30 protein-coding genes are annotated in these 26,058 nt (G+C 36.6%); 11 read left to right on the forward strand and 19 right to left on the reverse strand.

The genetic code is table 11. The features are described 5' to 3' along the window. The first annotated feature begins 138 nt into the window (after positions 1–138). Genes dut through BALOs_RS07380 form a run of 3 tightly spaced genes read left to right on the forward strand, consistent with a single transcriptional unit; the run spans position 139 to position 1,505 of the window. Positions 139–606: a dUTP diphosphatase gene (gene dut / locus BALOs_RS07370; RefSeq protein WP_115362477.1), complete on the forward strand. Its 468-nt coding sequence runs from the start codon at positions 139–141 to the stop codon at positions 604–606. 9 nt (positions 607–615) lie between these two features. Then, positions 616–900 carry a polyhydroxyalkanoic acid system family protein gene (locus BALOs_RS07375; protein WP_115362479.1) on the forward strand — a complete coding sequence of 95 codons (285 nt, stop codon included), beginning with the start codon at positions 616–618 and terminating at the stop codon, positions 898–900. Positions 901–944: 44 nt separating this feature from the next. Then, positions 945–1,505 carry a 2Fe-2S iron-sulfur cluster-binding protein gene (locus BALOs_RS07380; protein WP_115362481.1) on the forward strand — a complete coding sequence of 187 codons (561 nt, stop codon included), beginning with the start codon at positions 945–947 and terminating at the stop codon, positions 1,503–1,505. An 8-nt stretch (positions 1,506–1,513) separates the two neighbouring features. Here the strand turns inward: BALOs_RS07380 and BALOs_RS07385 are convergent, their stop codons facing one another. From BALOs_RS07385 to ubiE, 10 genes are all read right to left on the reverse strand, one after another. Beyond that, the gene (locus BALOs_RS07385; protein WP_120404760.1) at positions 1,514–2,083 is read right to left on the reverse strand and encodes a hypothetical protein; all 570 of its coding nucleotides are present in this window, start codon (positions 2,081–2,083) and stop codon (positions 1,514–1,516) included. Positions 2,084–2,126: 43 nt separating this feature from the next. Continuing rightward, complete coding sequence (locus tag BALOs_RS07390) at positions 2,127–2,378, reverse strand: GlsB/YeaQ/YmgE family stress response membrane protein (RefSeq protein WP_199506656.1); 252 nt, start codon at positions 2,376–2,378, stop codon at positions 2,127–2,129. Positions 2,379–2,450: 72 nt separating this feature from the next. After that, complete coding sequence (locus BALOs_RS07395) at positions 2,451–3,605, reverse strand: hypothetical protein (RefSeq protein WP_115362485.1); 1,155 nt, start codon at positions 3,603–3,605, stop codon at positions 2,451–2,453. Between the two features lie 91 nt (positions 3,606–3,696). Beyond that, complete coding sequence (locus tag BALOs_RS15200) at positions 3,697–3,864, reverse strand: hypothetical protein (RefSeq protein WP_158536886.1); 168 nt, start codon at positions 3,862–3,864, stop codon at positions 3,697–3,699. Between the two features lie 96 nt (positions 3,865–3,960). Then, the gene (locus BALOs_RS07400; RefSeq protein WP_115362487.1) at positions 3,961–4,143 is read right to left on the reverse strand and encodes a hypothetical protein; all 183 of its coding nucleotides are present in this window, start codon (positions 4,141–4,143) and stop codon (positions 3,961–3,963) included. A gap of 19 nt (positions 4,144–4,162) precedes the next feature. Beyond that, on the reverse strand, positions 4,163–5,134 hold the full coding sequence (locus BALOs_RS07405) for a hypothetical protein (RefSeq protein WP_120404761.1): 972 nt from the start codon (positions 5,132–5,134) through the stop codon (positions 4,163–4,165). After that, the gene (gene menA / locus BALOs_RS07410; RefSeq protein ID WP_120404762.1) at positions 5,122–6,018 is read right to left on the reverse strand and encodes a 1,4-dihydroxy-2-naphthoate octaprenyltransferase; all 897 of its coding nucleotides are present in this window, start codon (positions 6,016–6,018) and stop codon (positions 5,122–5,124) included. Before menA ends, BALOs_RS07405 begins: the two co-directional genes overlap by 13 nt. A 4-nt stretch (positions 6,019–6,022) precedes the next feature. Beyond that, positions 6,023–7,744 carry a 2-succinyl-5-enolpyruvyl-6-hydroxy-3-cyclohexene-1-carboxylic-acid synthase gene (gene menD, locus BALOs_RS07415; protein ID WP_120404763.1) on the reverse strand — a complete coding sequence of 574 codons (1,722 nt, stop codon included), beginning with the start codon at positions 7,742–7,744 and terminating at the stop codon, positions 6,023–6,025. Further along, a complete protein-coding gene (locus BALOs_RS07420; protein WP_120404764.1) occupies positions 7,726–9,099 on the reverse strand; it encodes an isochorismate synthase MenF in 1,374 nt (457 codons plus the stop codon). Before BALOs_RS07420 ends, menD begins: the two co-directional genes overlap by 19 nt. Next, positions 9,100–9,813, reverse strand: coding sequence for a bifunctional demethylmenaquinone methyltransferase/2-methoxy-6-polyprenyl-1,4-benzoquinol methylase UbiE (gene ubiE, locus BALOs_RS07425; protein WP_120404765.1), 714 nt, complete (start codon positions 9,811–9,813; stop codon positions 9,100–9,102). Between the two features lie 114 nt (positions 9,814–9,927). Here ubiE and BALOs_RS07430 point away from each other — a divergent pair, with 114 nt between their 5' ends. Then, positions 9,928–10,908 (forward strand): polyprenyl synthetase family protein, encoded by a 981-nt coding sequence (locus tag BALOs_RS07430; RefSeq protein WP_115362499.1) that lies wholly within the window; start codon positions 9,928–9,930, stop codon positions 10,906–10,908. A gap of 9 nt (positions 10,909–10,917) precedes the next feature. Here BALOs_RS07430 and BALOs_RS07435 read toward each other — a convergent pair whose 3' ends face one another. From BALOs_RS07435 to BALOs_RS07445, 3 genes are all read right to left on the reverse strand, one after another. Continuing rightward, the gene (locus BALOs_RS07435; protein WP_120404766.1) at positions 10,918–12,057 is read right to left on the reverse strand and encodes an endonuclease/exonuclease/phosphatase family protein; all 1,140 of its coding nucleotides are present in this window, start codon (positions 12,055–12,057) and stop codon (positions 10,918–10,920) included. Next, positions 12,057–13,391, reverse strand: a complete 1,335-nt coding sequence (locus BALOs_RS07440) for an aminopeptidase P N-terminal domain-containing protein (RefSeq protein ID WP_120404767.1) — start codon at positions 13,389–13,391, stop codon at positions 12,057–12,059. The genes BALOs_RS07435 and BALOs_RS07440 overlap by 1 nt, the downstream gene beginning before the upstream one ends. A 164-nt stretch (positions 13,392–13,555) precedes the next feature. Beyond that, positions 13,556–14,230: a hypothetical protein gene (locus BALOs_RS07445; protein ID WP_120404768.1), complete on the reverse strand. Its 675-nt coding sequence runs from the start codon at positions 14,228–14,230 to the stop codon at positions 13,556–13,558. A gap of 263 nt (positions 14,231–14,493) precedes the next feature. On the opposite strand from BALOs_RS07445, the gene BALOs_RS07450 reads away from it, so the two are divergent. Beyond that, positions 14,494–15,003, forward strand: a complete 510-nt coding sequence (locus BALOs_RS07450; RefSeq protein ID WP_133296953.1) for a hypothetical protein — start codon at positions 14,494–14,496, stop codon at positions 15,001–15,003. Positions 15,004–15,009: 6 nt separating this feature from the next. On the opposite strand, the gene lysS is transcribed toward BALOs_RS07450, so the two are convergent. Further along, positions 15,010–16,587 (reverse strand): lysine--tRNA ligase, encoded by a 1,578-nt coding sequence (gene lysS, locus BALOs_RS07455; RefSeq protein ID WP_115363730.1) that lies wholly within the window; start codon positions 16,585–16,587, stop codon positions 15,010–15,012. Between the two features lie 106 nt (positions 16,588–16,693). Here lysS and BALOs_RS07460 point away from each other — a divergent pair, with 106 nt between their 5' ends. Then, positions 16,694–16,894, forward strand: coding sequence for a hypothetical protein (locus BALOs_RS07460; RefSeq protein ID WP_115362509.1), 201 nt, complete (start codon positions 16,694–16,696; stop codon positions 16,892–16,894). Between the two features lie 91 nt (positions 16,895–16,985). Continuing rightward, positions 16,986–17,693, forward strand: coding sequence for a hypothetical protein (locus BALOs_RS07465; RefSeq protein WP_120404769.1), 708 nt, complete (start codon positions 16,986–16,988; stop codon positions 17,691–17,693). Positions 17,694–17,757: 64 nt separating this feature from the next. Here BALOs_RS07465 and BALOs_RS07470 read toward each other — a convergent pair whose 3' ends face one another. Beyond that, positions 17,758–18,090, reverse strand: a complete 333-nt coding sequence (locus BALOs_RS07470; RefSeq protein WP_115362513.1) for a hypothetical protein — start codon at positions 18,088–18,090, stop codon at positions 17,758–17,760. Between the two features lie 154 nt (positions 18,091–18,244). Further along, a complete protein-coding gene (locus tag BALOs_RS07475; RefSeq protein WP_115362515.1) occupies positions 18,245–18,457 on the reverse strand; it encodes a hypothetical protein in 213 nt (70 codons plus the stop codon). 176 nt (positions 18,458–18,633) lie between these two features. Here BALOs_RS07475 and BALOs_RS07480 point away from each other — a divergent pair, with 176 nt between their 5' ends. Next, positions 18,634–20,163, forward strand: a complete 1,530-nt coding sequence (locus tag BALOs_RS07480; RefSeq protein WP_120404770.1) for a sodium:alanine symporter family protein — start codon at positions 18,634–18,636, stop codon at positions 20,161–20,163. A 29-nt stretch (positions 20,164–20,192) separates the two neighbouring features. On the opposite strand, the gene BALOs_RS07485 is transcribed toward BALOs_RS07480, so the two are convergent. Next, positions 20,193–21,377: an exo-beta-N-acetylmuramidase NamZ domain-containing protein gene (locus tag BALOs_RS07485; RefSeq protein WP_120404771.1), complete on the reverse strand. Its 1,185-nt coding sequence runs from the start codon at positions 21,375–21,377 to the stop codon at positions 20,193–20,195. 141 nt (positions 21,378–21,518) lie between these two features. Here BALOs_RS07485 and BALOs_RS07490 point away from each other — a divergent pair, with 141 nt between their 5' ends. Both BALOs_RS07490 and BALOs_RS07495 read left to right on the forward strand, forming a co-directional pair. After that, positions 21,519–22,316 carry a thymidylate synthase gene (locus tag BALOs_RS07490; protein WP_115362521.1) on the forward strand — a complete coding sequence of 266 codons (798 nt, stop codon included), beginning with the start codon at positions 21,519–21,521 and terminating at the stop codon, positions 22,314–22,316. Next, positions 22,313–22,801: a dihydrofolate reductase gene (locus tag BALOs_RS07495; protein ID WP_205570979.1), complete on the forward strand. Its 489-nt coding sequence runs from the start codon at positions 22,313–22,315 to the stop codon at positions 22,799–22,801. The genes BALOs_RS07490 and BALOs_RS07495 overlap by 4 nt, the downstream gene beginning before the upstream one ends. Here BALOs_RS07495 and BALOs_RS07500 read toward each other — a convergent pair. Then, positions 22,796–24,409: a YiiX/YebB-like N1pC/P60 family cysteine hydrolase gene (locus tag BALOs_RS07500; RefSeq protein WP_120404772.1), complete on the reverse strand. Its 1,614-nt coding sequence runs from the start codon at positions 24,407–24,409 to the stop codon at positions 22,796–22,798. The two genes, BALOs_RS07495 and BALOs_RS07500, sit on opposite strands and share 6 nt — an antisense overlap. Positions 24,410–24,499: 90 nt before the next feature. After that, the gene (locus BALOs_RS07505) at positions 24,500–25,075 is read right to left on the reverse strand and encodes a nucleoside triphosphate pyrophosphatase (protein WP_120404773.1); all 576 of its coding nucleotides are present in this window, start codon (positions 25,073–25,075) and stop codon (positions 24,500–24,502) included. 101 nt (positions 25,076–25,176) lie between these two features. Here BALOs_RS07505 and BALOs_RS07510 point away from each other — a divergent pair, with 101 nt between their 5' ends. Then, on the forward strand, positions 25,177–26,025 hold the full coding sequence (locus BALOs_RS07510; protein WP_115362528.1) for a class I SAM-dependent methyltransferase: 849 nt from the start codon (positions 25,177–25,179) through the stop codon (positions 26,023–26,025). Positions 26,026–26,058: the final 33 nt, after the last annotated feature.

Raw genomic sequence — 26,058 nt, forward strand, 5'->3', positions numbered from 1 at the left:
GAAGAAGCTCAAAAAGACGCTCCAAAGCGTGAACCACGTGAGTCTCGTGACGGTGATCGTAAACCAAGAGGTGATAGAAAGCCTCGCGGTGACAGAAAGCCTCGTGGTGACAAGAAGTAATAAGTAGGAATTACTCTTATGATCGATCGAGTTGTTGATTTAAAAGTAAAGAAGCTAGAGCATTTTGACTCTAGCTTCGATCTTCCTAAATATGAAACGACTGGTGCAGCAGGAGCTGATCTTCGTGCTCATTTAGAGAATAAAGACTCTCTTGTGATTGCTCCAGGAGCTCGTGTTCTAGTGCCAACAGGACTTAGCTTTGAGATCCCTCATGGATATGAGGTTCAAATTCGTCCTCGTTCTGGCCTTTCATTTAAGACAGATCTTCTCGTTGTAAACTCACCTGGGACTATCGATTGCGATTACCGCGGTGAAGTCAAAATTATCCTAGGTAATTTTGGAAATGAGGACTTTGTTATTAAGCACGGTGAGCGTATTGCCCAAATGGTTCTAGCACCAGTTTGGCAGGCCCGTGTAAGTGAAGTAAGTGAATTAAGTGATACTGAGCGTGGAGCTGGTGGATTTGGTTCAACTGGGACGAAATAAGGAATAAGTATGAGTTTAAAAGTAAATTACAATAAAGCATCTTCTCAAGAAGAAGCATATAATCTAGGAAAGGCCGCTGTTACTCCAGAATATGTGGCAAAATTCAATGTTAAAGCGGATGTTACGACAGATGATGGTAATTTTTCCATGCTAGCTAAAGGAAAAGGGTTTGAATTGAAGCTAAAGTTTGAAGATTCTTACTGCTTAGTTGATCTTGACCTCTCTTTCATGCTAAAGCCTCTTAAGGGAAAAATTTTAGAAACGATTGAAGGTAAGATCAAGAAGACTGTTTAGTCTACGCTTGGCCAACCTCAATAAAAATCACGTAGGCCTATATCATGTTTAAAGTTACATTAGCACCATCAAATGAGACCATCTATGTTGATGACGAGATGTCATTATTAGAGCATCTTAAAAAGAATGGAATTTATGTTAATTCTAGTTGTGGCGGACACGGAACTTGTACAGATTGTATTGTAAAAGTTCTCTCCGGTGCAGATAATCTAAATGAACCAACTGACGTTGAAACGAAACTTCTAGGTAATGTATTTCACATTACTAAGGAGCGTATGTCATGCCAGACCATCGTTAATGGTGAGACGACAATTGATATGTCAGATCACTCAAAAGAGGGTGTCGAGGCCAAGCGTGAGGCCAAGAATAAGAAAGTTGTTAATGAAAAGCTTTCTGCTCTTAAACGCTCAGGAAACTTCAAAGTTCGCAAGAAGGATGAAGTTGAAAAAGTAATGAGTGAGCGTCAGGCAAAATGGGAAGATAAGCAGTCTCGCCAAGAAGATTGGAAGAATCACTGGGAAAAAGGTGATCGCTCAAAGGCAAAGAGACTTGGTGGTGGACGCCGTCCAAAGAATATCAAGCCAATCAAAGAAGACGAAGAATAAAATAATTTCTAAAATTCACAAAGTAGGGCCTGAATCTTTTTCAGGTCTGCTTTTCTATTAGAACGATCCACAAAGATATATTTTCCGTTATCCAGCTTTGCAAAAAGTTGGAAATATCCTTTGTTTTCGAAGCCACGCATTGTTGGGTCTTGTTGCATCTTTGCAACATTTGGAGAGTCCATAAAGTGATCAATACTAAATGAATCACTCGATTCCAATTTGTGTACTTTCTTTAATATCGGAATGAAGAATAGACGATGCTTGATAATTAGCTTGTCGTCTTTTTTTATGATGAACTTCTCATACATATAAAAACATAATGTAATGAGGGGCAGTAGAATCAGAGTCGCACTTACAGCAATAACTAATGCCTGGTTAATTGAATCACCTGTTTCATAGAGTTTTACAAGTGGCCCTTTTACGCCAATAAACATGGCAAAGACAACAGTTGCTGCAGCAAGAAGGTAGCCCCAGAAAACCATAGGTAATCCATAGGTCTTTAGAGTAAGTCCTTGTTCGTTAATAGTGATACGATCTCTTTCTTCTTTAGATACTGGAAATATAAACATTAGGCCCATGGGGCGTATTATAATCCTAGCTCCACGCTTAGTCTATGATATTTCAGAGTTTTTGTAGCAGCTGGAGAGTTGCTAGAAAGACGATAGCGCCGATGGTGGAGATTATGATACTTCCAATAAGGCCATAACTTGTAAGGCCTACTAGATGGAAAGCAAAGCTTCCTACGAATGATCCCATTACACCCACGATGATATTTCCAACGAGGCCAAAGGTTTCACCTTTGTACAGGCTTCCGGCCAGCCAGCCAGCAATAGCACCAATAAAGAGAATGATTATGAATTGTTCGATGGCCACTAGGCACCTCCTAAATAAATATATTTTAAGAGGTGCTAATGATTATTTGTTAGTTAATTTAACTTAAATTGATTAAAGCCAAGTTGTTAATGAGAAGTTAAGAGCATAAGCATTTGTCTTCTCTGGGTTACCAAATACATTCGTACTTGTTTCCTCATCAATTTGACGCTCGATTAGAATACCACCGTTTAGCTGTACGTTTCTTCCAACTTGGTATTGAGCACCAATATCGGCTTTATAAAGGCTAACGTGTCTTAGGTTTCCATCATTGAAATTTGATTGACCGAAGTCTGCTGGGTAATCATTTCTATCGTGAGCACGATCAGTTACGAATGAGTACTCAAGGTTGATCCCGACGTTCCACTTATCTGCTAAGCGATATAGGAAACCTAATTGAGCGTTATAAGATTCTTGTCTCAGTTTCGTATAGCGATCATTTGGGTGAGCTGACCAGTAACCATAAAGGGCCTCTGTCCATACACTCCAGTCGCGATTTTCGAATTGGTAGGCCAGTGAGAAACCGTAATCTTCTTTAGGATCGATATCTCTCCAATAAGAGAATGCACCAAAGATGATTTCATGATTTCTTGATGGGATAATTCTACCCTTATAAGCAAAACCTTTTTGAAAGTTTGTATTAAAAGTTCTTTCTGTGTCGTATGAAATTTCATCGTCCCCATTAGGAAGATATGGACGAGACTCATCATCGCGATCACGTCTTGCCATTTGGTTGCTTCCAAAGAAAGTAACGTCGTGAATTTGACCTTGTCGCCAACCACCATAACGAAGAGTTAATAAGTACTTTCTCTTAAAGTATCCAGCTCTCATGCTTGAATACGTTTGAGTTAGGTAACCACCATCCATCATATTTCTTTCAGAAATACCAAAGTGCATAGTATAGAAAGGAACCTTTCCTTTACCACCTGTAAGCTTCCAATTGTTGTTGAAGCGATATGAAAGAACCGCTTCTTCCATTAGGTCAACAGTTGTACCTGCTTCTTCAACAGCGTCAATATCAAGCTTAAACTTTGCGCTCCATTCATTGTGGTTGAAGTAGAATTTAACATCTGCTGTACCATAACCCATTTCTGCTTTCGTACTATCGTCACCAACTTTTTCTAAAGTTAGTAGATCTAATACTAAGAATGCTTTGACGTTATAATTTACAGCTAGTGAATTGAAGCTAGAAAGTAGCAACAATGATAAAAATAGGGATTTCTTAAACATCTTCTCTCTCTTAATTTGGCGTATTAATATGAGAGAAGATTTATCAAGAACTTATCAATGTGTAAAAACAGTTTTGTGTTAAGGTAGGGAATTAGTAATTCTTACACTCTTCGTAATCTTCGTAATATTGAGAGTGGTCAGGAATACGTCTTTCCTTACATTCACCTCTTTCACTTGCTACATCTCTAGAAGTAGAAGCGCATGATGAAGTCAATAAAATAAGTGTTGTCGCAGTTAAAATGTAGGCTAATTTTTTCATGATAATCTCCTATTATCTCTACATATTATAGCTCTAATTGAGAATAAAAGAAGGCCTGCAAAATATGCAGGCCGCTCATTTTAGTATGCTTTTATTCTAAGACTTTTTTTGAGATTTCTTAGACTTACGATCACATTGACCGTCTTTCTTGCAGCAATCTTTCTTCTTTTTATCGCTCTTACAACAAGCTTTAGCGTCTCTTGAACAAGACTTTCCGTGATGCATAGTTGAACATGAAGCGAATGTTAGCAGTGCACATAGTGTGATAGCTCTAAACATGAATCCTCCTTAATGAATGTTAAATAAGCCTAAAGGCCTTAATAATAGACTCTTCTTTAGAGTAGTCTTTTATTAATTTTAACCCATTCTTAAAAAACATAAAGGTTGATAGCCCTGCGGCATTTCTTTCACGTGAGGCCAGGTGAGTGGCAAGATTGAAAAGCTTAGGCGCTTCAAAGCCACTAGTGATGGTGATCTGCCATTTGCGATCATCTTTTTTTAATTGAAAATATTCAAAAACGCTGCAATTCACACCAAATTTAATAATGATATGATTTATATCCTCAGCAATACTTGAATGTTCACTAAACTTGAAGCTTTCATCAATGGCCTGTGGAATATCTTGAGAGCAAGCAAGGTGAGACCACTTATCAAGTTTATCAAATGGCTCTTCAAAGTATTCAATACTTGCGATCACTTCTGGGGATAGGTTGTAGAAGAGACTTTCAATTTGGTCTGGATCAAGGCTGCGATTACCATCTAAGCGAATGATGGCGCCTTTGTTACTCATTAATTCAAGATTTTTTATAACTTCTCCTATATTAGGAGTTGGTGTGATTTTATATTTAATCACATCACCATTTTTAATCTCATTGGTTTTAATTGATTGAAAGAGGAGATTAATTTTAACAGTGTTGTCTTGTGTAAAAAAGCAGTGATGTGTGCTGTGTTTTATATAATATTTAATTAAGGCATATTCAAAGGCAACAATGATATTCTTTGGGAGTTGAGGGGCATCAATTATTGTCGCTTCTTCAATTGGTTTTTCCAGGAATGATTTTAAATCATAGATAATTTCGTATGTTTCTCTTAGGTCTTGGCCATCATAGAAGAATTCAAAGTAATTTACATAACTAGTGTAGAGTTCACCATTGATTTTAACTTCACAGTGATAGTAGTCAGAGCCTTTAATCTCTCGAGCTTTAGCATGAAAAGGCTTTATAAACTCTTCTCTTTCTTTGTAAGTTAAATGTAATTCTAATTTATCCAAAGAAGTCCCCCGTAAATAAGAGATGATAAGAATAAGAACTTTCCAGTTTTGGCCAGACTATTATTATACTCTACTGAGGGCCTATTTAAAATAAGATATATCCACGTTTTTAGAAAAGGAAGGGCAAGACCTACAACGGCAACACTCAAATACCATTGTTCATAAATTACACTATGAACGATAATGACAATATTTGCACAAATTACAAATATAAGAGGAAGCCAACTAGAAAGGTTTGGCCTTAATTTATTTAAAAGAATTCCAAGAGTTAATTTCTTGGCCTTTGTATCACTATTGATATCTCTGGCATTATTAATGGCCATAATTGCACTACTTAAAAAACCTGGAAATAGGCTTAGAAGCAGTGCTGAATTTGTGATTTGTTTCGTTTGGAGATAATAGGCACCACAGACAGCAACACAGCCAAAGAAGATAAGTGCTAGTAATTCACCTAAAGCGTAGTGTGATAGAGGAAATGGGCCACCTGTATATAGATATGACGCTAGCATCGAAATTAGTCCCATTGCGATAATAATAGGGCCACCGACATACATGAGATAGATACCGAGAATGAAGGCGAGCACTAGAGTTGAAATAAACATTGTCTTCACTGTACTTGCTTTTAATTGTCCGCTACTAGTTACGCGTGTTGGGCCAAGTCTTTCTTCAGTGTCAACGCCTGTTTGTGTATCGTAATAATCATTTATTAAATTAGAAGCAATTTGTAATAGGACAGTACATAGTAGAGTTAGGATAAAGATAAGTAAGGAAAACTTCTGTGTATCACTATAGGCCAATGCCGTTGCCATAATAATTGGTGATGCACCTGCCGGTAGAGTTTTTGGCCTTGAGGCTAGAATAAATCCTTTTATATTATCTTTCATATCTTTAACGTTTTACAGTTTTTAATTTTTTAAATAATTCTAAGTTTGAAGCATTGTCTGTAATGGCCTCAATAATATTTACACCTTGATTCTTTAAAGCATTTAGTACTTGCTTATTAAAGTCTTCTTTTGTTTCACATGAGCTGTATTCTAATTCTTCAAATGCTCCAATAACTTTATCAAATCGGTCATCATGTGGTGTTGTAAGTAGATCTAGAAAGTCTTTTTCTTTAGCAATTGGAAGTAGGTTAAAGATATCACCTTGAAAATTATTGATGATAATAACTGTTAAATTCTTCTTTTCACGGGCAGCTTGGTTTAGCATATAAAGTGAGTTCAGATCGTGTTTAAAAGAAATATCTCCTATTAAACATAGCTTTGGACGATCATTCTCATCACTTAGCCCCATTAGTGTGGCCATGAATCCTTCAATACCGCTTACTCCACGATTTGTGAAAACTTTAACATGGCGACGTAGATTACTTGAAACAAAGTTATCAAAGCTTCTAACAATTGTTGAATTACCTATAAGAAGATCATAGTCTAAATCAATTTTTTCTATAATATTCTTTGAAATAAAAGGCTGAGTTAGGCCAGACTCTTCAATTACGGCCCTCTTCTTTTCTACAAAATCATGCCACATAACAGGTGGAGCTTGTTCAAGCTCAAGTTTTGCAAGACCTTTTAGAAAGGAGAGTGGGTCACAAATAATCTTTTGAGTATTAGAAAAACCAGGATCGTGATCAAAGTCTACATTTGTTACGTGTAGAAGCTCACAATCTGTTTTTTCCAGATAATTATAATAGTGTTTTGATACTAGTCTTCCACCAATATGAATAATTAGATCTGGGGGATTTTGTTCATATACACTTAATACTTCTGGGTGATCAAAATTTGGAGTTAGATAGTCTTCAAGACAAAACTCATATTTCAATCCACTTGTAATATCAAGATACTTTGGAATTCGTATGCTTTTTAACGACTCTCTGTAATGATCAATATCTTTCTTGCCATCAAGTTTTCCAATAACAAGAAGGAGGTTCTTTGCCTTTACAAGTCTTTCTTGAAGATTAAATTCCATTTGGTAATTCTGATAAGCGCTTGAGATAACCTTTGCACCATTCTTATGAAAACTCTCAAGTGATGCCTTTAAATATTCTTGTGAGATATAACCTTCAGTATTATCTAAAGGCTCTCTAAGAGGAAAGTTGATATGCACAGGCCTACGATTTATCTTTGCACGGCCAATTGCCGTTGAGATCAATGTTCTTAATCTCGTTGCACTTAGAGCTTCATTAGGTGCTTCGAGGTTTAAGTTATAGCATGTATGTGAGTCGATAACTCTTGTCTGATCAATTGTCTGATTTGAGTCTGTCTTTACAAGTTCATTTGGCCTATCAGCAGATAAGATAACCAGTGGCAGGCCTGATTTATTGGCCTCAATAACAGCAGGAGCAAAGTTGGCCATGGCCGTCCCCGATGTACAAGTAAGAAGAGGAATCGATTCACTTACTTTTGATCTTCCTAGTGCACGATAGGCCAGGGCCCTCTCATCAAGAAATGAGTACGTTCTTATATCTTCATTGTAATGGGCCGCTGCTAAAACAGGAGCGTTTCGCATACCCGGTGCCGTATAGAAGTTGACGATGCCATTCTTTGCCAATTCATCAACGATGATCGATGCCCATAGGCGAGAAATATTTTGTGTTATTGGAAATTTGTCCATGATTTGGCCTTGATAACTTCCGTAAAGTTTCTCATTTTATTTGTTGTTTCATTCCATTCTTTTTCAGGAGATGAATCTTTTACAATTCCACAACCTGCATAAATATGAAGGTCTTGCTTGTCTGCTAAAGCGCATCTAAGCCCGACTGCAAATTCAGTCTTTTCCTTAGAAAAGAATCCTATTGGTGCAGCGTAAAGTCCACGAGAGCTCTTTTCTAATTGGTCAATTTGCTCAATTGACTCTTTCTTAGGCAGTCCCGCAACAGCTGGTGTAGGATGAAGTCCAGTGATTATATCACTTGCTTTTGCATCATCACTTAAAACACCTTCGTATTTAGAATGAATGTGTTGGATATATTTTAGCTTTAAGATTTCTTCTTTCTTTGTAATGTGAAGATCTTTAGTTAGTTTTTTCAGTGCATCTTCAATATAACTTGAAACATGGCGATGCTCTTCTAATTCTTTTTCATTAGATAGTAATGTCTTTTCTAAGAATTCATCTTCTTGCTTATTCTTTCCTCTCTTTATTGTTCCAGCAAGAGAGTCGATATAAACATTGCGCCCCTGCATCTTAAAAAGAGTCTCTGGTGTGACACTGTAAAAACACTGATTAGCAGAGAATTGAAAAAGAATATTATAACTATTATTTGTATTATTTTCTTTCAGTGTTTTAAATTGTTCATAAGCGCAAATTGGATGCTTGAATGTGAATTTTAATTTACGAGATAGAACGACTTTCTTGAGGTCCTGTTCTTTTATTTTACTTACTGCCTCGTTAACCATTTTTCCCCACTGAGTTTTACTAGTGGCAGAGATACTCTTTGTTATATGGTTATATTCACTATGCATATGCTTTGGATTTGGCTCTAATGAGATGGCCAACTTGTGAAGAGCTTCTTTCTTGGCGTTATCATCTTCAAAATATGAATTAGGAAGTATGATCTTAATATCAACACCTTGATTCCCACCATCGATAATAACTTTTGGAACAAAGTATGAACAATCTTCTAGGCCATGCCATTCTAAACAATCTGGTTCTGACTTAAACCTTTGAGCACCACATATTTTTAAGAAGTCGTGCTCTCTCGTGAGATTTTCAATATCTTCATAGTGATAAAGAGAGTTAAAGTCCTGCCAAGAACCTAGAGCAAGGAATTCACAATCCTTGTCTTTATTTAAAAAATAAAACTTTCGATATGTTTGAAATAAATCGATAATTGATGAAATATTATTAAAGCCAGCTTCTAGTTTGAAGAGGGTGTAAATAGGCCCTTTAACTAGACGCTCGTCATTTGGATCAAGCTTTATAAGCTGATTAATGATATCAATTTGTAAATTATTAGCAGCTAGGCGCAATTACTTGTCTCCAATATAAAGAGTGGCTATACCAAACGTAAGAGGAATAAAACGTACGTTTTTAAATCCTGCATTCGTCATCTCATCAGCAAACTCTTGACCATATGGAAAGTCTTCTACTGTTTGATTTAGGTATGTATAAGCATCTTTATGTTTTGAAATTAAATTTCCAACAAATGGAAGTAGGTATCTAAAGTAGAAGAAGTAGATCCCTCTAAAAAGTGCATTCTTAGGTATTGAGAATTCTAAGATAAAGCTTCGTCCACCTGGTCTAATTACTCGATACATATTACGCAAAGAAGTCTTGTAGTCTGGAAAGTTTCTGATTCCAAAGCTTACGCTTGTTACATCAAATGTTTCATCAGCAGCTGGAATTTCTACTCCATCACCAATTTGCATTTTTGCGACATTATCTAATTTCTTATTTGTAATCTTCTTCTTACCAATTTCAATCATGCCTTTTGAAAGATCAATACCAGTAACACTTTCTACATTCTTTGCTCGTGCTAATGCAATGGTTAGGTCTCCTGTACCGCATGCAAGATCTAGGCATTGTAGTTTTTCTTTCTTTGGAAGATTTGCGATAACAATCTTTCTCCAATAAATATCAACGCCAAAAGAGAGGATATGATTTAAGAGATCATATGTTCCTGCAATTTTGTCGAAAATTTCAAACGATTTAGTCTTTCTGTTTGCGAGTTCTTTATTACTCATATTGTTTTAACCTCTGCGTTTTTGCAATGCATGATATTTTAATAGTATTTGCGTTATATTAATCATTTACGGCCTATATCGACAAGTGGTAATTATATTAAAACGGAAAAAACAATGAACGAATTTTTAGAATCCATTCCTCCACAAATCTTGGATAAGTCAGTTAATATTGACCTCGAGATAAAGTCTTCTAATTGCTTAGAAGCAGTGAAAGATGCCCTAGAAAAAACAGTACTTTCTGGCGGTAAACGTCTTCGTCCAATGCTTACTTATTTAATGGCGGACTTCTTTAACGCCCACGATAAGAATGATGTAACAATCTGTGCCCGTGCAATTGAAATGGTTCATGCAGCCTCTCTGGCTCACGATGATGTTATTGATAATGCAACGCAAAGGCGTGGAAATCCTTCAATTAATGTGGAAGCATCAAATAAGAAGGCCGTTTTAGCTGGTGATTACTTACTAGCAGATGTGATTCTAAGCCTATCACAAATTGGCTCCGTTAAGATTTTACAAACGATGTCTCAGGTCATTCAAGAGCTTGCAATTGGCGAGTGGATACAATCTGATGCTCTTGAGAGTCGAATCTATTCAAAAGAAGTTATTGAGAAAATTGCTTTTCACAAAACTGCCTCAGTTATGGGATGGTGTTGCTGGTCTGGCGCATATGTTGGGCTAGAAGATGAAGAGATAGCTAATAAGGCCGCACGCTTTGGACATCTTATTGGTATAGCTTTTCAAATGATTGATGATACTCTGGACTTTAGTGATGGCGAAAGTCTTAAAGATGCCCATCTTGATCTTGAGGCCAACCTTGTAAATTCTGTAATCTATGATTATCTTGATAAGAATCCTCTTAAAATGGATGCTTATCAAAAAGGTGAAGATCTCAAGGATATTGTTGAACTTGATCAAGTTCATCCAAATGTCGAAAATATAAAAAGCGAAGCAAATGCTCTAATCGAAGAAGCAAATGATATTCTACATGAGATTCGCACAAGCTTACTTGAGCGTGGATTTAATGAAGAGCGCCTTAGTGAAACGATTAAACCACTAGAGTTAATTGGTGGCTTTATTCTTAATCGTAAGTCTTAATTATTAGTCTTAAAGTCTAAATGTTGCCCAGATAGGGAAGTGGTCACTTGCTTGCTTTAACTCTATAGCATCATCATCAATACAAGTTACGCGCTTATCTAATCCCTTTGTCATAAACTTTGGAAGTTCACTTGGTGGTGTACAAAAGACATTTGTTTTCTCTACAAGTGTTTCTGGATTATAGATTCCTGCATCCATGAGTTTAAGTCCACGATAAGCAATATAGTCTAGAGTTAGTGGGTTGCGATTGGCCGCAAATGTTTGTCGCTCATTTGTTGGCCCTGGGTTTTTTAGCCAAGGTGAGAGGTGATTAAAGAGCCTTCTAAGAACCACTGAACCTGGGTTATTCATATAGATTGATGTATTGAGATCGCCCATGACAATCACGCGATCATCTTTGTGAATTGGTCTTAGTTTCTTGTAGCGCTCTGGCATCACAACATTAAAATTTGTTGCTCCAGTTACATACCATTCTAGAAAGCGTAGTTGATCGCGGTTTCTCTCATAGTTTGGAGTGTTGCGATTTCCAAAGTGATAACTTGGTACAGCATGAAGTAGTACTATATGTACTTCAGTATCATTGGCTTCTATCACTAGGTGAGTAAAACTCTTATCAAAGAGCTCCATATCTTTTGGAAGAGGCTTACCACTTGCTGTTTTGTACTTTGAAAGGTCTATAGCAGGATTAAATTCTTTCCAAGTTATATCAGAAATAATTCTTTCTTCTTTAATAGGATGCTTGGAAGCAAAGCCTGTTGAGTACTGGCCAGGAAAGAGGCCGTAGTTAACCTGATCTGCATTCTTGCGATCTTTTGTGTACTTACCTTTAACCTTTTTTGCATTCTTTCCAGTATTTGCTTTGGCAAAACTCACTGCAAATTGATCAGTATCTTCTTTTAATTGGCTTAAAAGAAGCTCCATATTCTCTCCGCGAGAGTCGTATTGTATCTCGTTAATGCTTAAGGCATTAAAGTCTAACTTTGTTAAAATATTTTTTACACTCGTTAATTGATCATTCTTTTTTCTAAGCTTGTTGTTTTCAAGCTCTTTAATATTCCAATGAACAAGTTTGATCTCATCATCACGTGTCTGTTTTGAAGAACATGATAGTAGAAGTACAAATACAATAACAAAGTTAAGTGCTTTCATTAGAATAGAAAATCCTTTACGTCTTGCTTACAAGCTTCTTCAATTTCTTCCACAGTTTTTGGAATCATATGTGATAAATTTTCATGTCCATCTGCTGTAATAAGAATATTGTCTTCAGTTCTTATACCAATTCCTTTTAATTCCTCTGGAATATTATCAAGTTCCTTAGGGAAGTAAAGGCCTGGCTCGATTGTAAAGATAACACCTTTTTCAAATGGTGTTGGCTCATTTGTTCCCTCCACTAGGTAAGGGTTTTGGTCGTGTACATCAAGTCCAAGCCAGTGTCCTGTTCCATGTGGGAAGAATTTACGATGATTATCTTTTTCAATATTTTCTTCTACGCTTCCACTTAAGACTTTAAGATCAATTAGTCCTTGAGTCAGGATTTCACTAACTTTAGCGTGTAGCATTTTTGAGTTATTTCCTGGTTTTGATAATTCAATTGCAGCAATTTGAGAGTCTAAAATAATATTATAAACTTCTTTTTGAATTCCTGTGAATGTACCACTTACCGGAAATGTTCTTGTAATGTCAGTTGCGTAACCGTTAAGTTCACTACCGGCATCAATTAGAAGTAAGTCTCCACTATTTAGTGGCTCATCATTTTTAATATAGTGAAGAATACAAGCATTATTACCACCAGCTACAATATTGTCATATGCACTGCCTTGAGAAGGACCTTTTGAAAAAAGATACATCATTAAAGCATTAACTTCTTGTTCTGTTACACCTGGTTTTGCTAGTGCCATTGCTGCACGGTGGGCCTTATCCGTAACAATCATGGCCTCGCGCATTTGTGCGATTTCAGTTTCATCTTTAATAAGTCTCATTCTCTCAACAAGAGCACCTATATTTTTAATCGTTGCAGGAGGAAGCTCTTTTTGAGCTCTTTTCTTATGGAATAAAGATGCACTTATCTTTCTTGCCATATCTGCAATATCAGTTCGCTCACTTAGGTGAACATAAAGATTCTCATGTCCTGGAAGTAGCTCTTCTAATTTCTCTTCCAGGTCATTGATTGAATAACCTTCATCGACCTCTGTCAGTTCTGCTGCTTTATCTGGACCAAGTCTTTTACCTGCCCACATTTCTGCAATAGGATCTTTTGGTCTTACAAAGAGAATTTGCTTTGTCTTACCATTCTTCTTACTAAGTACGAGAGCACTATCGGCTTCAGTTAGTCCTGTTAAGTAACGAAAATTTGAATTTTGACGAAATGGAAACTCTGTATCATTGCTCTTGTGCTGATAGACAGCAGATGCGATAACGGCAATTCCATCATCCATCATTTCTAATAGCTTTTTACGACGTGTGTTATATATATTTTCAGACATTTATACCTCACTTTTATTTGATGGGAATCATATCAAAATAAGGACAAAAGGCAAATTAGGAACTTTCAAATTGGGATAAATAACGACTAAATATAAAGGGGGAGCCGTAAAGCTCCCCCCAGACAACCAAAAAACCTAATGAAGAAAATAGGTTCTTCTCTTAATTAAAATCTCTTCATACAAGTATCGCGACGTCCGCTGATACGAGCATCTCTTGCACATTTAGTTCTTGCTTCAGAACATGCACGTGCTTGTACTCCTGAGCCTTGTGGCCCTCTGGCCGAAGAAGTATATGTTTGAACAACTCTTCCACCAAATCTTCCATTTGCTATGCGATCAAAAGAACAAAACTTTGTTACGATTGGCGTTGGTCTTGGCCCTGGACCTGGTCCTGGACGCCCACCACGTATCTTTTCACAAGTAAATTTCCATGGATTATTCTTTTCGTAACGAGCATCAAAACACTTATTATCTGCTTTTTCACAAGCTCTCATTTGAGTGTTTCCTTGTGCAGTGAATGTATCAACAATACGCCCGTTATTTGTATTAACTAGGTTAAATGAACAAGTTTCTTTTCTTGGCCTTGGATCAGGTCTTGTGTAAGCAACTTGGCAACTAGCATTTCTTACAACACGATCATAAGATCTTCTGTTTTGCTCAAAGTGACATCTTGAAAGTGCTTCACGGCAAGCTTGATTGTAATTGTAGTCATAAGCAAAGAAAGTATCTAAAACCCTGCCATTCCTGGCAACAAGTTCAGCAGTACAATCTTGGGCCATCGCTGATTGTGTGGCCATTGAAGTAACAAATAAAGCAGCAGCAACTAAAAACTTTTTCATAAATAAAACCCCTCTCGTTTTTTTTATTTTGTTAACTTAGTTTTATGAGTTGACGTTTAAGCTGACAATTTCAATTACTTACGGGCCTAAAAAAATGCCGAATTGTAAGAAAATTCAAGAAAAATAACATTTTGAATGTGAAATTCTTACAAATATCCTAATTTAATGGTTTCTTATTGTCCCTAAATGTACAAAATTTTCCCAAATTCATTAGTTGTTAAGATTTCTTCATAATTCAAAATCTTCATTCCGATAATTATTGTATGGAATTAAGTCTCTATGAAAGAGTTAAAATACATGCAATGGAATCCGACTTTAGTCGTTTAAGCTTAGATGGCCAAGAAGTCGTCTACATGGGACAAAGCATAACTGCTCCAAGTAGGTGGGACAAGAAGCTACTTAGACATTCCTTTGCTCTATATGGACTCATTAAAAGAGAAGTTCTTCAAATCCGATTCCACTTAGAGTCTAATCAGGTTATTGAATCTAAAATTTTTAAGGGCCGTTATAAGAGTGTTTCTGATTATAAAAGTATTATGAATACAATGCTGGAGCTAGAAAGCTTGTCTCGTAAGTACGGACTTAAGATTCTAAAGGCCGAGATCGCACATACTCATCTCAGTGAATGTCGAATTGATAAAAAGAACCTGAAGTTTTGTATGTTGTCAGAAAGTGATCTTCAGGTGGCCAAGAGATTAAAGCAATTTAGAAATTATCCTATTGAAATAAAGGCCATCGCAAAGGATGGCCTAGTATTTAAAAAAGTCTTTTAAGATTTCTTATTTAAGAAGTTTTATGACACGATCTTTTCCAATAGTGCGGATAAATCCTGCAAGCTTTGGACCTTTTTCACGTGAAATTAACTTTTGATAAATTGGTGCAAAAATATCCGCTGGCTTAAGTTCTAGCTCATGCATCACTTCATACATCTTATCGTTAAATTCCTTATCACTTTCAATCGTATCCCACTGTTCTTCGCAAAGTGCAACAAGCTTATCAAGGTATGTGCGAACCTTATCTTCTAGAGGCATATCAACAGCTTCTTTATTGATAGCAAATTTAAATTCCTCTGGAGCATTCTCTTGTAGCCAGTGAAGAGCACATGCACTTCTTTCTCTAAAGCGCCTTTCGTCTCTATCAGTCTTGATTTGATCAGCGTAGTAAGAACGTGCTGCTTCAATGTCTCCATCATTAATTTGTAGAACATTGCACAGGTGTCTAAAAGAAGGTTGGAAAGGACACTCAGTAGGGTGCTCTCCAATTTGAGATAGTTCAATTACTCTCTTTGCCATCGCAACTTTCTTCTCGTTACCTTTTTCAAGGCCAAAAGCAAGTCTTTCTTGGCGATCATAGTCTTCATATGTTTTTAAAACATCAAGGTCAAATGAGATCGCAAAATCAACATTTGTCTTATATGAAGCAAAGATCCAACGAACCATTTCTGGCTCATATACCTTTAGGATATCATTAACAGTAACAAGGTTCCCTTTTGAAGAACTCATTTTTCCGCCAAGGCCTTTAATTGAGACAAAGTCGTATTGAAGATAGATCGGTGCCTGCCAGTCAAAAACTTTTACAATGTCTTTTGCTGTCGTAAATGATCCACCCTGAGAAGAGTGATCTTTTCCACCTGGCTCAAAGTCAACTTTTTCAAATGCCCATCTCATTGGCCAGTCAACTCGCCATGGAAGCTTCACAAGGCTTGTTGTATTAATATCGATTTCTCCTTCATAGTCGTGCTCGTTATGCTTGTAGCGTAACTTGCTTTCACCGTCCCATGAAAGAATTGTCGTCTTATCAGTTTTATACTTTTCACAGTAAACAGATACCGGGTAATAGTCATCACCATATGGCTCTTTTCTGTATTGATTTAAAATATCACGAATTTCAAATCTCTTATTAAGTGCTAATTTAATCTGTTCTTTATAATCACCAGCACGGTATTTCTTTGCCTGATAAATTGGTTCAACTTCAACACCAACTTTCTTAAGTTGTTCTTCAAAGTTGTGTTCATGATGAGCAGCATAGCTTTCATGTTCACCAAATGGATCTGGAGTATCAACAATTGGTTGGAAAAGATATTGTGCTAATTCATCTTGTTTTGGAAGATTACCTGGAATCTTTCTAAACGTATCGTAATCATCCCATGAAAAGATGAAGCGAACATTCTTACCACGGGCACGAAGTCCGCGTGCTACAAGGTCTGTTGTGATAACCTCTCTAAAGTTACCAAAATGAACAACTCCTGATGGAGTGATTCCACTGGCCACAACATAATCATCTTTGTCGCCGTGTTGGCGAATGATGCGATCGGCCGTCATGTCGGCCCAGTGAACAAGATTTAGTTTTTCTGACATATAGTACTCACTAGTTTTATTTTTATTTAGGCCACTATAGCAAAATAATTTCGCGTAGTTAAGAATTTTCATTATATTTTGGCCACTTTTATGCTAGATTTAAAGCATGTTTGCAGCATTAGTAAAAGCGGCCATTTTCTATTGGGTCTTTATTATGATCCGAAGACTTCTAAGATCAAGCGGAGTCCTGGCCGATAAGAAGCCTAAGGCAAATCCGTTTTCTACAAATCACTCTCAACGCCAAAGACCTCAAGGTCAATTCAAAGATGAAGATGTTATTGAAGCAGATTATCGTGTTATCGATTAAGCTTTTGTAAGACTTTTCAAGACTGAAATTATCTACTTTAAAAATATTCTGTTAGAATAGAAGTATCTTATATTTAAAAATGGAGTTTTAAATGTCATTTAATCTTTTAAAGTATTGTCTTGTGATTCTTGGACTTTTCTCTCTTGTGGGTTGTGAAGACTACGGCAAGGAAGGCGAAAGTGATCGTGGAATAATTAGAGCTGGTCAAGCTTTAGAGATTGTTAATACCGAATTAGGCGACAATAGCTTAAATCGTATGACAAGAATATGTGAGGCCCTTGAGGAGCATCACGATAATATTTTAAGAAATGTTTTTTCTGAAGATTTCATCTTTTCTCGCAGACAAAAGGTCTACGGAGATCCAAATACAAGAGATATTACAAATTTAGGTGTCTATATTGAAGCGCCTAATGATTACGACTCAACTCCTGTCTTCAAAGGAACTCGAGGAACAGCAAAGAACTTTATTACTGATATTCCTACTGAGAATAATCTCTACCTCGCTAAGATCTGTGACTACACATTAAATAACGTAGGTACTAAGCCTAAGGTTCAAGAGAAAGTAGGTGGTAATTATCATGTCTTCAATGTCTTCTCTGACGATGGAGTAGCTGTTGGTATTTATACGAAAAATAGTAATGGTAATTACTATCTTTATCGTTCTTATGAATATCGCTTTGATATTAATAAAAATTCTCGTTACTACGGTATGGCAATTGAACAAAGTGAGATATTTATAAGGGATTATCGCGGAAGTGATTACTCTGTTTTATATCAAAAGTTTGAAAGAGCTGATTAGAAATAAAAAAACCGAAGCATTGCTTCGGTTTTTTGTATAAAAGAGGGGGGAGGGTTCACTTACATTACTTTGTAAGGAATTCAATTTCTTGTTTATATAATTCAACTTCTTCTTCCAAAAGTTCTAAATACTGCTGATCGTAATCTACTTGTGATTCATTCAAAAATTGAATCTCATGGGCCAATTCATTGATCTCACGACCTAGTTCATTATCTAAGCCACGAACTCTGACAGAGTTTAAAAGGACAAGATTCATTTTCTTTGTAATTTGGCGAATCTCATTTGATTGCTTCATTAAAGCAATGGGATTTCTAATTGATCGCTCGTCATCGCCGTTATGTGGGATGGCCGCATAAGACTGGAAAGAGATAATTAGGCTCAGTAGTATTGCTTTCATGCCTATATCTTAGCATTTGGCATGTTATTGCCTCATCGATTTTGTAAGCCTTACATAGACGTTCAATAAATGAACATATTTGAAGTATAAACTGCGCAGATTCCTGACGGCTTCTTGTAATTCTTGTGTGCTCAGATCTAAGTGTCTGAAATAATTAGTCTAAACCAAGCTTAGTATTGATTTCTTTTTGATCCACTAGACCTTTATCAATTGAGTTCTTGATAACCATTAGGGCCTGTTGAGAGATCATACGCTTATCTGCTGTGGCAACAGATAGGTCGATATGCTTTTGGTTTTCTACAACCGAATATTTAACTAGTGGGCGTACGATTTCAATGGCCTCTTCTAATGTTGGCAATTTGCTCACTTAGTAACTCCTTTTAATTCTAATTAATGAATTAAGGATAACCGAATTTTAACGCTACGAAAATAAAAAAGGTGACAAGTTCGATAAACTTTCTTTAAAATTTAAGAAAGTATTAAATTACACACAAATTCTAATACGAATTTTGAGAGAGAAACTAGAAACAAAGGATTGTTTAAATGATTAAACTCGCAAGTACTCGCGTTTTATTAGCGCTGTTTTCCGCGCTTACCAGCTTGAGCGTTTTTGCTCAAGATGAGCTTAAACTCCAAGAACAAGTAAACAATATTTTCGGAACATTCAATGAACACTATGAAAAATTCCTATTTTTCCCTGTTCCAGTTTTCTATTGGGGTGAAGTTATCACGATGCCACTAATTTTATTAGTTATGGTATTTGGTGGACTCTTCTTTACTATTCGTCTCGGATTTATCAATGTACGTCTTTTTAAGCATTCAATTGATGTTATCCGTGGAAAGTATGATAACCCTGAAGATGAAGGTGATATTACTCACTTTCAGGCCCTAACGTCAGCATTATCTGCGACTGTTGGTCTTGGAAATATCGCTGGAGTTGCCCTTGCTATTGGCCGCGGTGGACCAGGTGTTATTTTTTGGATTTGGATTATTGCCTTCTTTGGTATGTCACTAAAATTTGCTTCTTCAACTTTTGCTCAACTTTATAAGCAAAAGACTATGAAAGGAGATATCTTAGGTGGACCAATGGTTTATTTAAGTGAAATGTTTAAAAATCATAATTGGCCGATGCTAGGTAAGATCATGGGTTGTTTTTATGCTGTTATGACTATTGGTGCTTCACTTGGTGGTGGAAACCTTTTCCAAGCAAACCAAACATATAAGATTATCGCTAATCAACACCCTGATGCAAATCCATGGATTGTTGGTATTGTTCTAGCCTTCCTTGCTGGTGCAGTTCTTATTGGTGGGATTAAAAAGATTGGAAGTGTAACTTCTAAGCTTGTTCCTTTCATGTGTGTCTTCTATGTACTTTCTTGTCTGGCAATTATCTTCTCAAACGCAAGTATGATTCCAGATATGTTCGTGCAAATCTTTAAAGAAGCTTTTAATCCAGATGCTGCGTTTGGTGGATTCTTTGCTGTTATGTTAACAGGTGTTCAACGAGCATCATTTTCAAATGAAGCCGGTCTTGGTTCTTCTGCAATTGCTCACGCAGCAGCTAAAACAAAAGAGCCTGTGCGTGAAGGTGTTGTTGCTATGATTGGACCAGTAATTGATACTCACGTTGTTTGTACAATTACGGCCTTAACACTTTTAATCACTGGTGCTTATAAAGATCCAGAAGTTGCAAAACAAGGTGTTGAGATGACGGCCCTAGCATTTTCTCATTTAGGAAGCTGGATGCCTTATTTCTTATTAGTTGCAATTTGTGTATTTGCCTATTCAACAGTTATTTCTTGGTCATACTATGGTGAGAGAGCAACTGTTTATCTATTTGAAAAACGCTTAGGTTATAATGCTGTTCGATTCTACCGATTTGCATATGTATTTATTATTATTCTCGGTCCAGTACTAAGTATTGGTAATGTACTTGGATTTGCTGACTTAATGCTACTGTCAATTGCATTCCCGAATATCATTGGTATGGTTTGTTTCTCAGGAATCTTGAAGGCCAAGGCCCAAGATTATCTTGATCGATTTAAATCAGGTCAAATGAAAGAATACTTCTAAAAAAGAAAGGGGCCACTAAGGCCCCTTTTTTATTTGTAGATTTTTATATCTTTAATTTCTTCTAAGTATTGTTTGTGACCTTTCTTTTCGAAACTTATAAGCTCATCCATTGAACCTAATCTTTCTACCCATTCTTTGACAAAGAGACTTCCATTAATGAGATCGATTGCAAGATTTCCAAATGCGTACTCATAGTCCTTTTTGTCCCACTCAAACTTATCACCTAAAACACGTTTAAATTCTCGACAAAGGTATTGAGAAACATGCCATGAATTAAATTTAGCTGGATCAGTTACATGAATATGGACGCCGCCACAAGCTACACCTGCATGCTTGTTAAAAGTAGGCATGAAATTAACTGGACGTAGAATAAAGCTATTATTATCAATTTCATCTAGTGTATCGCTTAGCCCTTCAACAAAGGAATAGGCTTCTATTGCTGGATGACCTATGACTTCAAGTGCTCGTGTTGTTCCACGGCCCTCGCTAAGACTTGTTCCTTCATAAAGAACTGTACCGCAAAATGTATGAGCACCTTGTGGAGTTGGTAGGTTAGGAGAAGGGTTTATCCATTCAAGTCCTGTGTCTTGCCAGAACATTGATCTTGTTAGGCCTTGTACTTCAATGACTTCTAATTCAACACTAAAACCTAGTTTCTTTTTAGCGTATTTTGCATATTCGCCCATGGAAAGCGCATGTCTTTGTGGGATCTCTAAGGCCCCTACAAAAGATCTAAATTCTGTTTCTAAAATATTACCTTCAATTTTTTCAAGGCCTACTGGATTAGGGCGATCGAGAATAACAACTTTAATTCCCTGTTTAGAACACTCTTCTAAGAGGTAGGTTACAGTTGTTATATATGTATAGACACGAGTTCCAACATCTTGAAGGTCCACCACAAAAGTATCAATTCCTTCTAACATTTCTTTTGTGGGTTTTCTTGTCTCGCTATATAAAGAGTAAACTGGAACTTGGAAGAACGGGTGTGTATAGTGATCAGTTTCAACCATATTGTCTTGAACATCACTAACGAAACCATGTTGTGGGCCAAAGAGTTTTTTGAATCGATCTCCAAAAATTTCCTTGAATAGTATTGGGGCAACTTTCAAGTTTGAGTCCACGCTTGCGCTGTGACACAAAAGAGCAATATTACCAGTAATCTTATTTTGTAGAGATGCGTCATCTCTTAATCTATCGAGTCCTATTTTTATCATGTGTAATATTTTATGGGCCTTTTTGACGAGTTGCAAGCTATTAAAGTTGTGCATATTTGGTTATAATAAACTTTAGACAAACAACACAAAATTTAACACAGCAAAACACACAAACATACTTATACATAGGGAGACACAAGGATGAGACAATACTTAGACTTAATGAAGCACGTGCTTGAAAATGGTCAAAAGAAAGAGGATCGCACAGGTACCGGTACGATTTCTGTATTTGGTTATCAGGCCCGCTATAATCTAGAGGAAGGTTTCCCTTTAGTTACTACAAAGAAATGTCACCTTCGTTCAATTATTCACGAACTACTTTGGTTTTTAAAAGGTGATACGAATATTGCATATTTAAAAGAGAATAAGGTTCGCATTTGGGATGAATGGGCAGATGAGAATGGAGATCTTGGTCCCGTTTATGGTTATCAGTGGCGTCACTGGAAAACTCCAAATGGTGATGAGGTTGATCAAGTTGCAAATTTAGTTAAAGGTCTACGTGAGAATCCTTTTTCTCGTCGTCATATTTTAACTGCTTGGAATCCGGCCGATGTTGATAATATGGCCTTGCCTCCATGTCATTCTTTTATCCAATTCTACGTTTCACCTGATATGAAATTATCTTGTCAGCTCTATCAAAGATCGGCCGATATTTTCTTAGGCGTTCCATTTAATATTGCTTCGTATGCATTATTCACTATGATGCTAGCTCAAGTTACAGGTTTAAAACTTGGAGAATTCGTCCATACAATGGGGGATGCTCACCTTTATTTGAATCATATTGAGCAGGCCAAACTCCAACTTACTCGCGAGCCACATCCTCTTCCAAAAATGTGGGTTAACCCAGAGATTAATTCAATTTTTGAATTTACTTATGAGGACTTCAAACTTGAAGACTATGAAGCCCATCCACATATTAAGGCCGAGGTTTCAGTTTGATCCTCTCTCTTATTGTTGGAATAGGTAAGAATCGTGAAATAGGAAAGGGCAATGATTTGCTCTGGCATATTAGCGAAGACCTAAAGAACTTTAAAAAAATAACAAGTGGCAAGCCGATTATCATGGGGAGAAAAACTTATGAATCTATCGGAAGACCTCTTCCTAAGAGACGTAATATTGTCATCTCTCGCGATCCTTCATTAAAAATTGAAGGATGCGATGTCTTTACTGATCCTGAAGAAGTCCTAAAAGATCTTAAATCCTCTGGTGTTGAGGAAGCCGTTGTTATAGGTGGTTCTTATATTTATGAATACTATCTTCCTAAGGTTGATCGTATCTATTTAACAGAGGTTGATTTTGAAGGAGATGCCGATGTGTATTTTCCTAAACTTGATCGAAGTGAATTTAGTGTAAGTGAAGAGAAGGTATTTGAAGAAACGCAGAACTCACCGGCGTGGAAGTTCTGCGTTTTAAATCGATTATAAAGTACTATCTTTCATTAATTTTCTAAAACTGGAGTCGAGGTCGCCACCGACTTCTTTTCCATCATGTATAAGTAGAACAGTTTTAAACTCAAGGCCTGGCCCTACTTTTTCACCCACGTTATCAGGTGAGATTGTATAGCGGCCTGCTGCTTTTGCAATTGGCCAGTCCATATCATCAAAAGTTACATAAGCAAGCTCTGAACAAACAATTCTTTCATCTGTTTCAACATCAAAATTAAAATCGTATACTTTTCCGATCTGTCTAAAGGCATTGATTAGATAATCCTGCTTTTCTTCACGAGTGAGGTTTATCTGATGCCTTACGGCCGCAAGATCATCAATATCCATAAAGTGGTGGAGAGTATTATATTGAACACCTGGCCTTAGAGCTTCAATGATTCTCTTACCTTTATTTTCAATCTCATCATGAAAAGGAACAACTTCTGGATGATCCCAGATACCAAGTTCCTGTAGCTGTTGTTTATTACCGGTCCATATCGCCACGTGTCCCCAGTGACCAGGGATAAATTTATCCGTAAGTCTAAAAGGAGTCTTTTCTAAAAGAATATCCAGTGGTTCTAGCTGCGCTTCAAGCTCTGCAACTCTTTGTGGTGAAGGATCGTATAATTTTCCTTTTCTTGTTTGGACAAGGCCTGCTGTATTTCCAAAGCCTTGAGAGACAACGTGAGTAACGTTATTCTTACTTTCTTTAAAGTAGTCAGTAATATAACGCCATATCATTGATACTTTTCTTCCAAAAATTCCACTTTTAAATTCTTTATCTAATTTAACAAAAGATTGTGAGGATTGAATTAGTGAGTCTAGATAGTAATTTGCTCTATCTGGTATTACATCATGCTTAATATAGTAATTTACTAGATTATCATAAAGTTTTAGCCCGCGTTCAATACGGTTGTAATTATCGTATTTATTAAAGCTATAGGTAATCTTTGCTAATTGGTTTTTAAGATCAGCATTGTCATAGTTTACAAGATGTCTGATTTTCTTCATCTCCTGAATTTGAGATAAGACGATCATGTAATTATCATACATAACTAATGAAGTAGCGATGGCAGTTTTAATATCATAGATTAAACTCTTTCCAAGTTCATCTTGTGGGTTGATATTAATTTCTTTGTATCTAACCCAGCGGTAATCATCATGACGATCTTTATTTCTTGGCCCTGGCTTTTTAACTTTCTTTCTCTTATCAAGAATTTCAGAGCGGCCTTGTTCAATGATATTGATCTCGTTATACTTATCTGTGATCCATTTTGCATTTTCTACATTAGGCCAAACAGCATCACGGAAACTCTTATAAGTTTCAGTTCCTTCTTCATGAATCTTTGTGATCTGATTACTTTTTAATACTTTTTGCTCTTCAAGTTCAATGATGAAATCAATGGCCTTGTGTCGCCAAACCAGAATTTCTTCAACGCGATTTTGAAAGTTTTCAAGATGCTCATGATCATAATAGGTTTCAAGCTCCGGGCCATAGAGGTTTACCGAAGAGATAACACGATTATTATATTTTTCGTGTTTACTGGTACAACTTGCCATTAATAAGAGCGAGCTTAAGACAACAGCGATTGTTTTCTTTTTAAACATGATTCCCCCACAAAGATTTCAATAGGTCTTATCGGAAATCTTTGTGGAGTTATTTAGTCGGAAATGGTGTTTTCTACTTATATTGGGTACTTAGAGGACATCAATTCCAAACTCTGGAAGGATTTTAGACAGAGCAATTAGTGGAAGTCCTATGATAGATGAATGATCAGGACATTCAATTTGTTCAAAGAGTGCTATGCCTTGGGTCTCTAGCTTGTAAGCTCCACAGCTCCATAATGGCTCATCAGATACGACGTATCGCTCAATTTGCTCATCACTTAGCTCTTTCATTGTCATTTTAGAGACAACTGTTTCGACTACTTGTTTATCTTTTGAAATAACAGCAATACTCGTTATAAGCTCATGAGTCTTACCTCGTAGCTTTTTTAGATGAGAGATAGCATTTTCAATTGTTTCAGGCTTATTAAATATGTCACCATTGAAGTTTAATACCTGATCTCCACCAATAATGATTGCTTCTGGATTATTCTTCAAAACTTCTTGTGCCTTTTGCAGTGAAAGCTGTCTAGAGACTTCAAGGGGTGAGATACCATCATTTTTAATCGCTTCTTCATCAATATTAGGGGATACACATGTAAAATCTAAACCTAATTGTTTTAACTGATTCTGTCGAAATTGTGATGAAGATCCTAATATTAATTGCATAGTAATTTCCTGTGTTATAAAGAACTTATGTGGCCAAGCTTAGCAAAAATCCCCCTTAAAGTCTAAGCATGTTATAATGAGCAAAACTTATTGAGGTAAATATGACAGATATTAAAGATGATAAAAAGAAGAGTGAATTTCCATATCTTCACGGCTTTGATAAGGCCGAACAAGATCGACTAAGAGCACAGGCCAGATTTGCAGAGCAAACAGTTTATAAGAATATCAATCTTTCTCGAGTTAAAGAACTTATTGAAATAGGTAGTGGTGTTGGTGCGCAAACGGAGATTCTACTTAGACGTTTTCCTGATATGCATATAACTTGTGTGGATCGTAGTGAACACCAGCTTGCATCTGCCAAGGACTTTTTAGAGTCTACTCTAAATGGAGCCTTAAAAGATCGATTCGATCTTCATCAAATGGATGCAACGGATTTACAATTTAGTTCCCGCAAATTTGATGGAGCTTTTCTTTGTTGGATTTTAGAGCATGTGCCTGAGCCCGCAAAGGTTTTGTCTGAGGCCAGAAGAGTTCTTCGTCCTGGTGGTCGAATATATATATCTGAAGTTATGAATTCAAGTTTCTTACTTGATCCTTATTCTCCTAACACTTGGAAGTATTGGCAGGCATTTAATGATTACCAATACGATATGGGTGGAGATCCATTTATTGGAGCAAAACTTGGAAACCTTCTTATGCAACAAGGTTTTCAAAATATAAAAGTAGAGTCAAAGACATGGCATTTAGATAATCGCCGTCCTGATAAGAGAAAAGAATTTATCGATTATTGGTGTGAATTACTCTTGTCGGCTGCACCTCAACTTGTAAAAGAGGGAAGAGTTGATCAAGAAACGGTTGATCTTATGCGAGTTGAGCTTAGGAAAGTTTCAAATGATCCAAATGCTGTTTTCTATTATAGTTTTGTACAAGCAAGCGCAAACGCTAGTTAATAATGGCCGTCAGCTTATTTGACGGCCTTTCTT

The sequence above is a fragment of the Halobacteriovorax sp. BALOs_7 genome, assembly GCF_003612895.1.
GTDB lineage: Bacteria > Bdellovibrionota > Bacteriovoracia > Bacteriovoracales > Bacteriovoracaceae > Halobacteriovorax_A > Halobacteriovorax_A vibrionivorans.

Excerpts from the sequence above, each read along its gene's own strand:
- BALOs_RS07470 (WP_115362513.1), bottom strand. The coding sequence starts at position 18,090 with ATGAAAGCAATACTACTGAGCCTAATTATCTCTTTCCAGTCTTATGCG.
- BALOs_RS07500 (WP_120404772.1), bottom strand. The coding sequence starts at position 24,409 with ATGTTTAAAAAGAAAACAATCGCTGTTGTCTTAAGCTCGCTCTTATTA.
- BALOs_RS07440 (WP_120404767.1), bottom strand. The coding sequence starts at position 13,391 with ATGTCTGAAAATATATATAACACACGTCGTAAAAAGCTATTAGAAATG.
- BALOs_RS07485 (WP_120404771.1), bottom strand. The coding sequence starts at position 21,377 with ATGATAAAAATAGGACTCGATAGATTAAGAGATGACGCATCTCTACAA.
- lysS (WP_115363730.1), bottom strand. The coding sequence starts at position 16,587 with ATGTCAGAAAAACTAAATCTTGTTCACTGGGCCGACATGACGGCCGAT.
- ubiE (WP_120404765.1), bottom strand. The coding sequence starts at position 9,813 with ATGAGTAATAAAGAACTCGCAAACAGAAAGACTAAATCGTTTGAAATT.
- dut (WP_115362477.1), top strand. The coding sequence starts at position 139 with ATGATCGATCGAGTTGTTGATTTAAAAGTAAAGAAGCTAGAGCATTTT.
- BALOs_RS07510 (WP_115362528.1), top strand. The coding sequence starts at position 25,177 with ATGACAGATATTAAAGATGATAAAAAGAAGAGTGAATTTCCATATCTT.
- BALOs_RS07435 (WP_120404766.1), bottom strand. The coding sequence starts at position 12,057 with ATGAAAGCACTTAACTTTGTTATTGTATTTGTACTTCTACTATCATGT.
- BALOs_RS07480 (WP_120404770.1), top strand. The coding sequence starts at position 18,634 with ATGATTAAACTCGCAAGTACTCGCGTTTTATTAGCGCTGTTTTCCGCG.
- BALOs_RS07465 (WP_120404769.1), top strand. The coding sequence starts at position 16,986 with ATGTCATTTAATCTTTTAAAGTATTGTCTTGTGATTCTTGGACTTTTC.
- BALOs_RS07460 (WP_115362509.1), top strand. The coding sequence starts at position 16,694 with ATGTTTGCAGCATTAGTAAAAGCGGCCATTTTCTATTGGGTCTTTATT.
- menD (WP_120404763.1), bottom strand. The coding sequence starts at position 7,744 with ATGGACAAATTTCCAATAACACAAAATATTTCTCGCCTATGGGCATCG.
- BALOs_RS07380 (WP_115362481.1), top strand. The coding sequence starts at position 945 with ATGTTTAAAGTTACATTAGCACCATCAAATGAGACCATCTATGTTGAT.
- BALOs_RS07450 (WP_133296953.1), top strand. The coding sequence starts at position 14,494 with ATGGAATTAAGTCTCTATGAAAGAGTTAAAATACATGCAATGGAATCC.
- BALOs_RS07395 (WP_115362485.1), bottom strand. The coding sequence starts at position 3,605 with ATGTTTAAGAAATCCCTATTTTTATCATTGTTGCTACTTTCTAGCTTC.
- BALOs_RS07490 (WP_115362521.1), top strand. The coding sequence starts at position 21,519 with ATGAGACAATACTTAGACTTAATGAAGCACGTGCTTGAAAATGGTCAA.
- BALOs_RS07400 (WP_115362487.1), bottom strand. The coding sequence starts at position 4,143 with ATGTTTAGAGCTATCACACTATGTGCACTGCTAACATTCGCTTCATGT.
- BALOs_RS15200 (WP_158536886.1), bottom strand. The coding sequence starts at position 3,864 with ATGAAAAAATTAGCCTACATTTTAACTGCGACAACACTTATTTTATTG.
- menA (WP_120404762.1), bottom strand. The coding sequence starts at position 6,018 with ATGAAAGATAATATAAAAGGATTTATTCTAGCCTCAAGGCCAAAAACT.
- BALOs_RS07430 (WP_115362499.1), top strand. The coding sequence starts at position 9,928 with ATGAACGAATTTTTAGAATCCATTCCTCCACAAATCTTGGATAAGTCA.
- BALOs_RS07385 (WP_120404760.1), bottom strand. The coding sequence starts at position 2,083 with ATGGGCCTAATGTTTATATTTCCAGTATCTAAAGAAGAAAGAGATCGT.
- BALOs_RS07505 (WP_120404773.1), bottom strand. The coding sequence starts at position 25,075 with ATGCAATTAATATTAGGATCTTCATCACAATTTCGACAGAATCAGTTA.
- BALOs_RS07375 (WP_115362479.1), top strand. The coding sequence starts at position 616 with ATGAGTTTAAAAGTAAATTACAATAAAGCATCTTCTCAAGAAGAAGCA.
- BALOs_RS07445 (WP_120404768.1), bottom strand. The coding sequence starts at position 14,230 with ATGAAAAAGTTTTTAGTTGCTGCTGCTTTATTTGTTACTTCAATGGCC.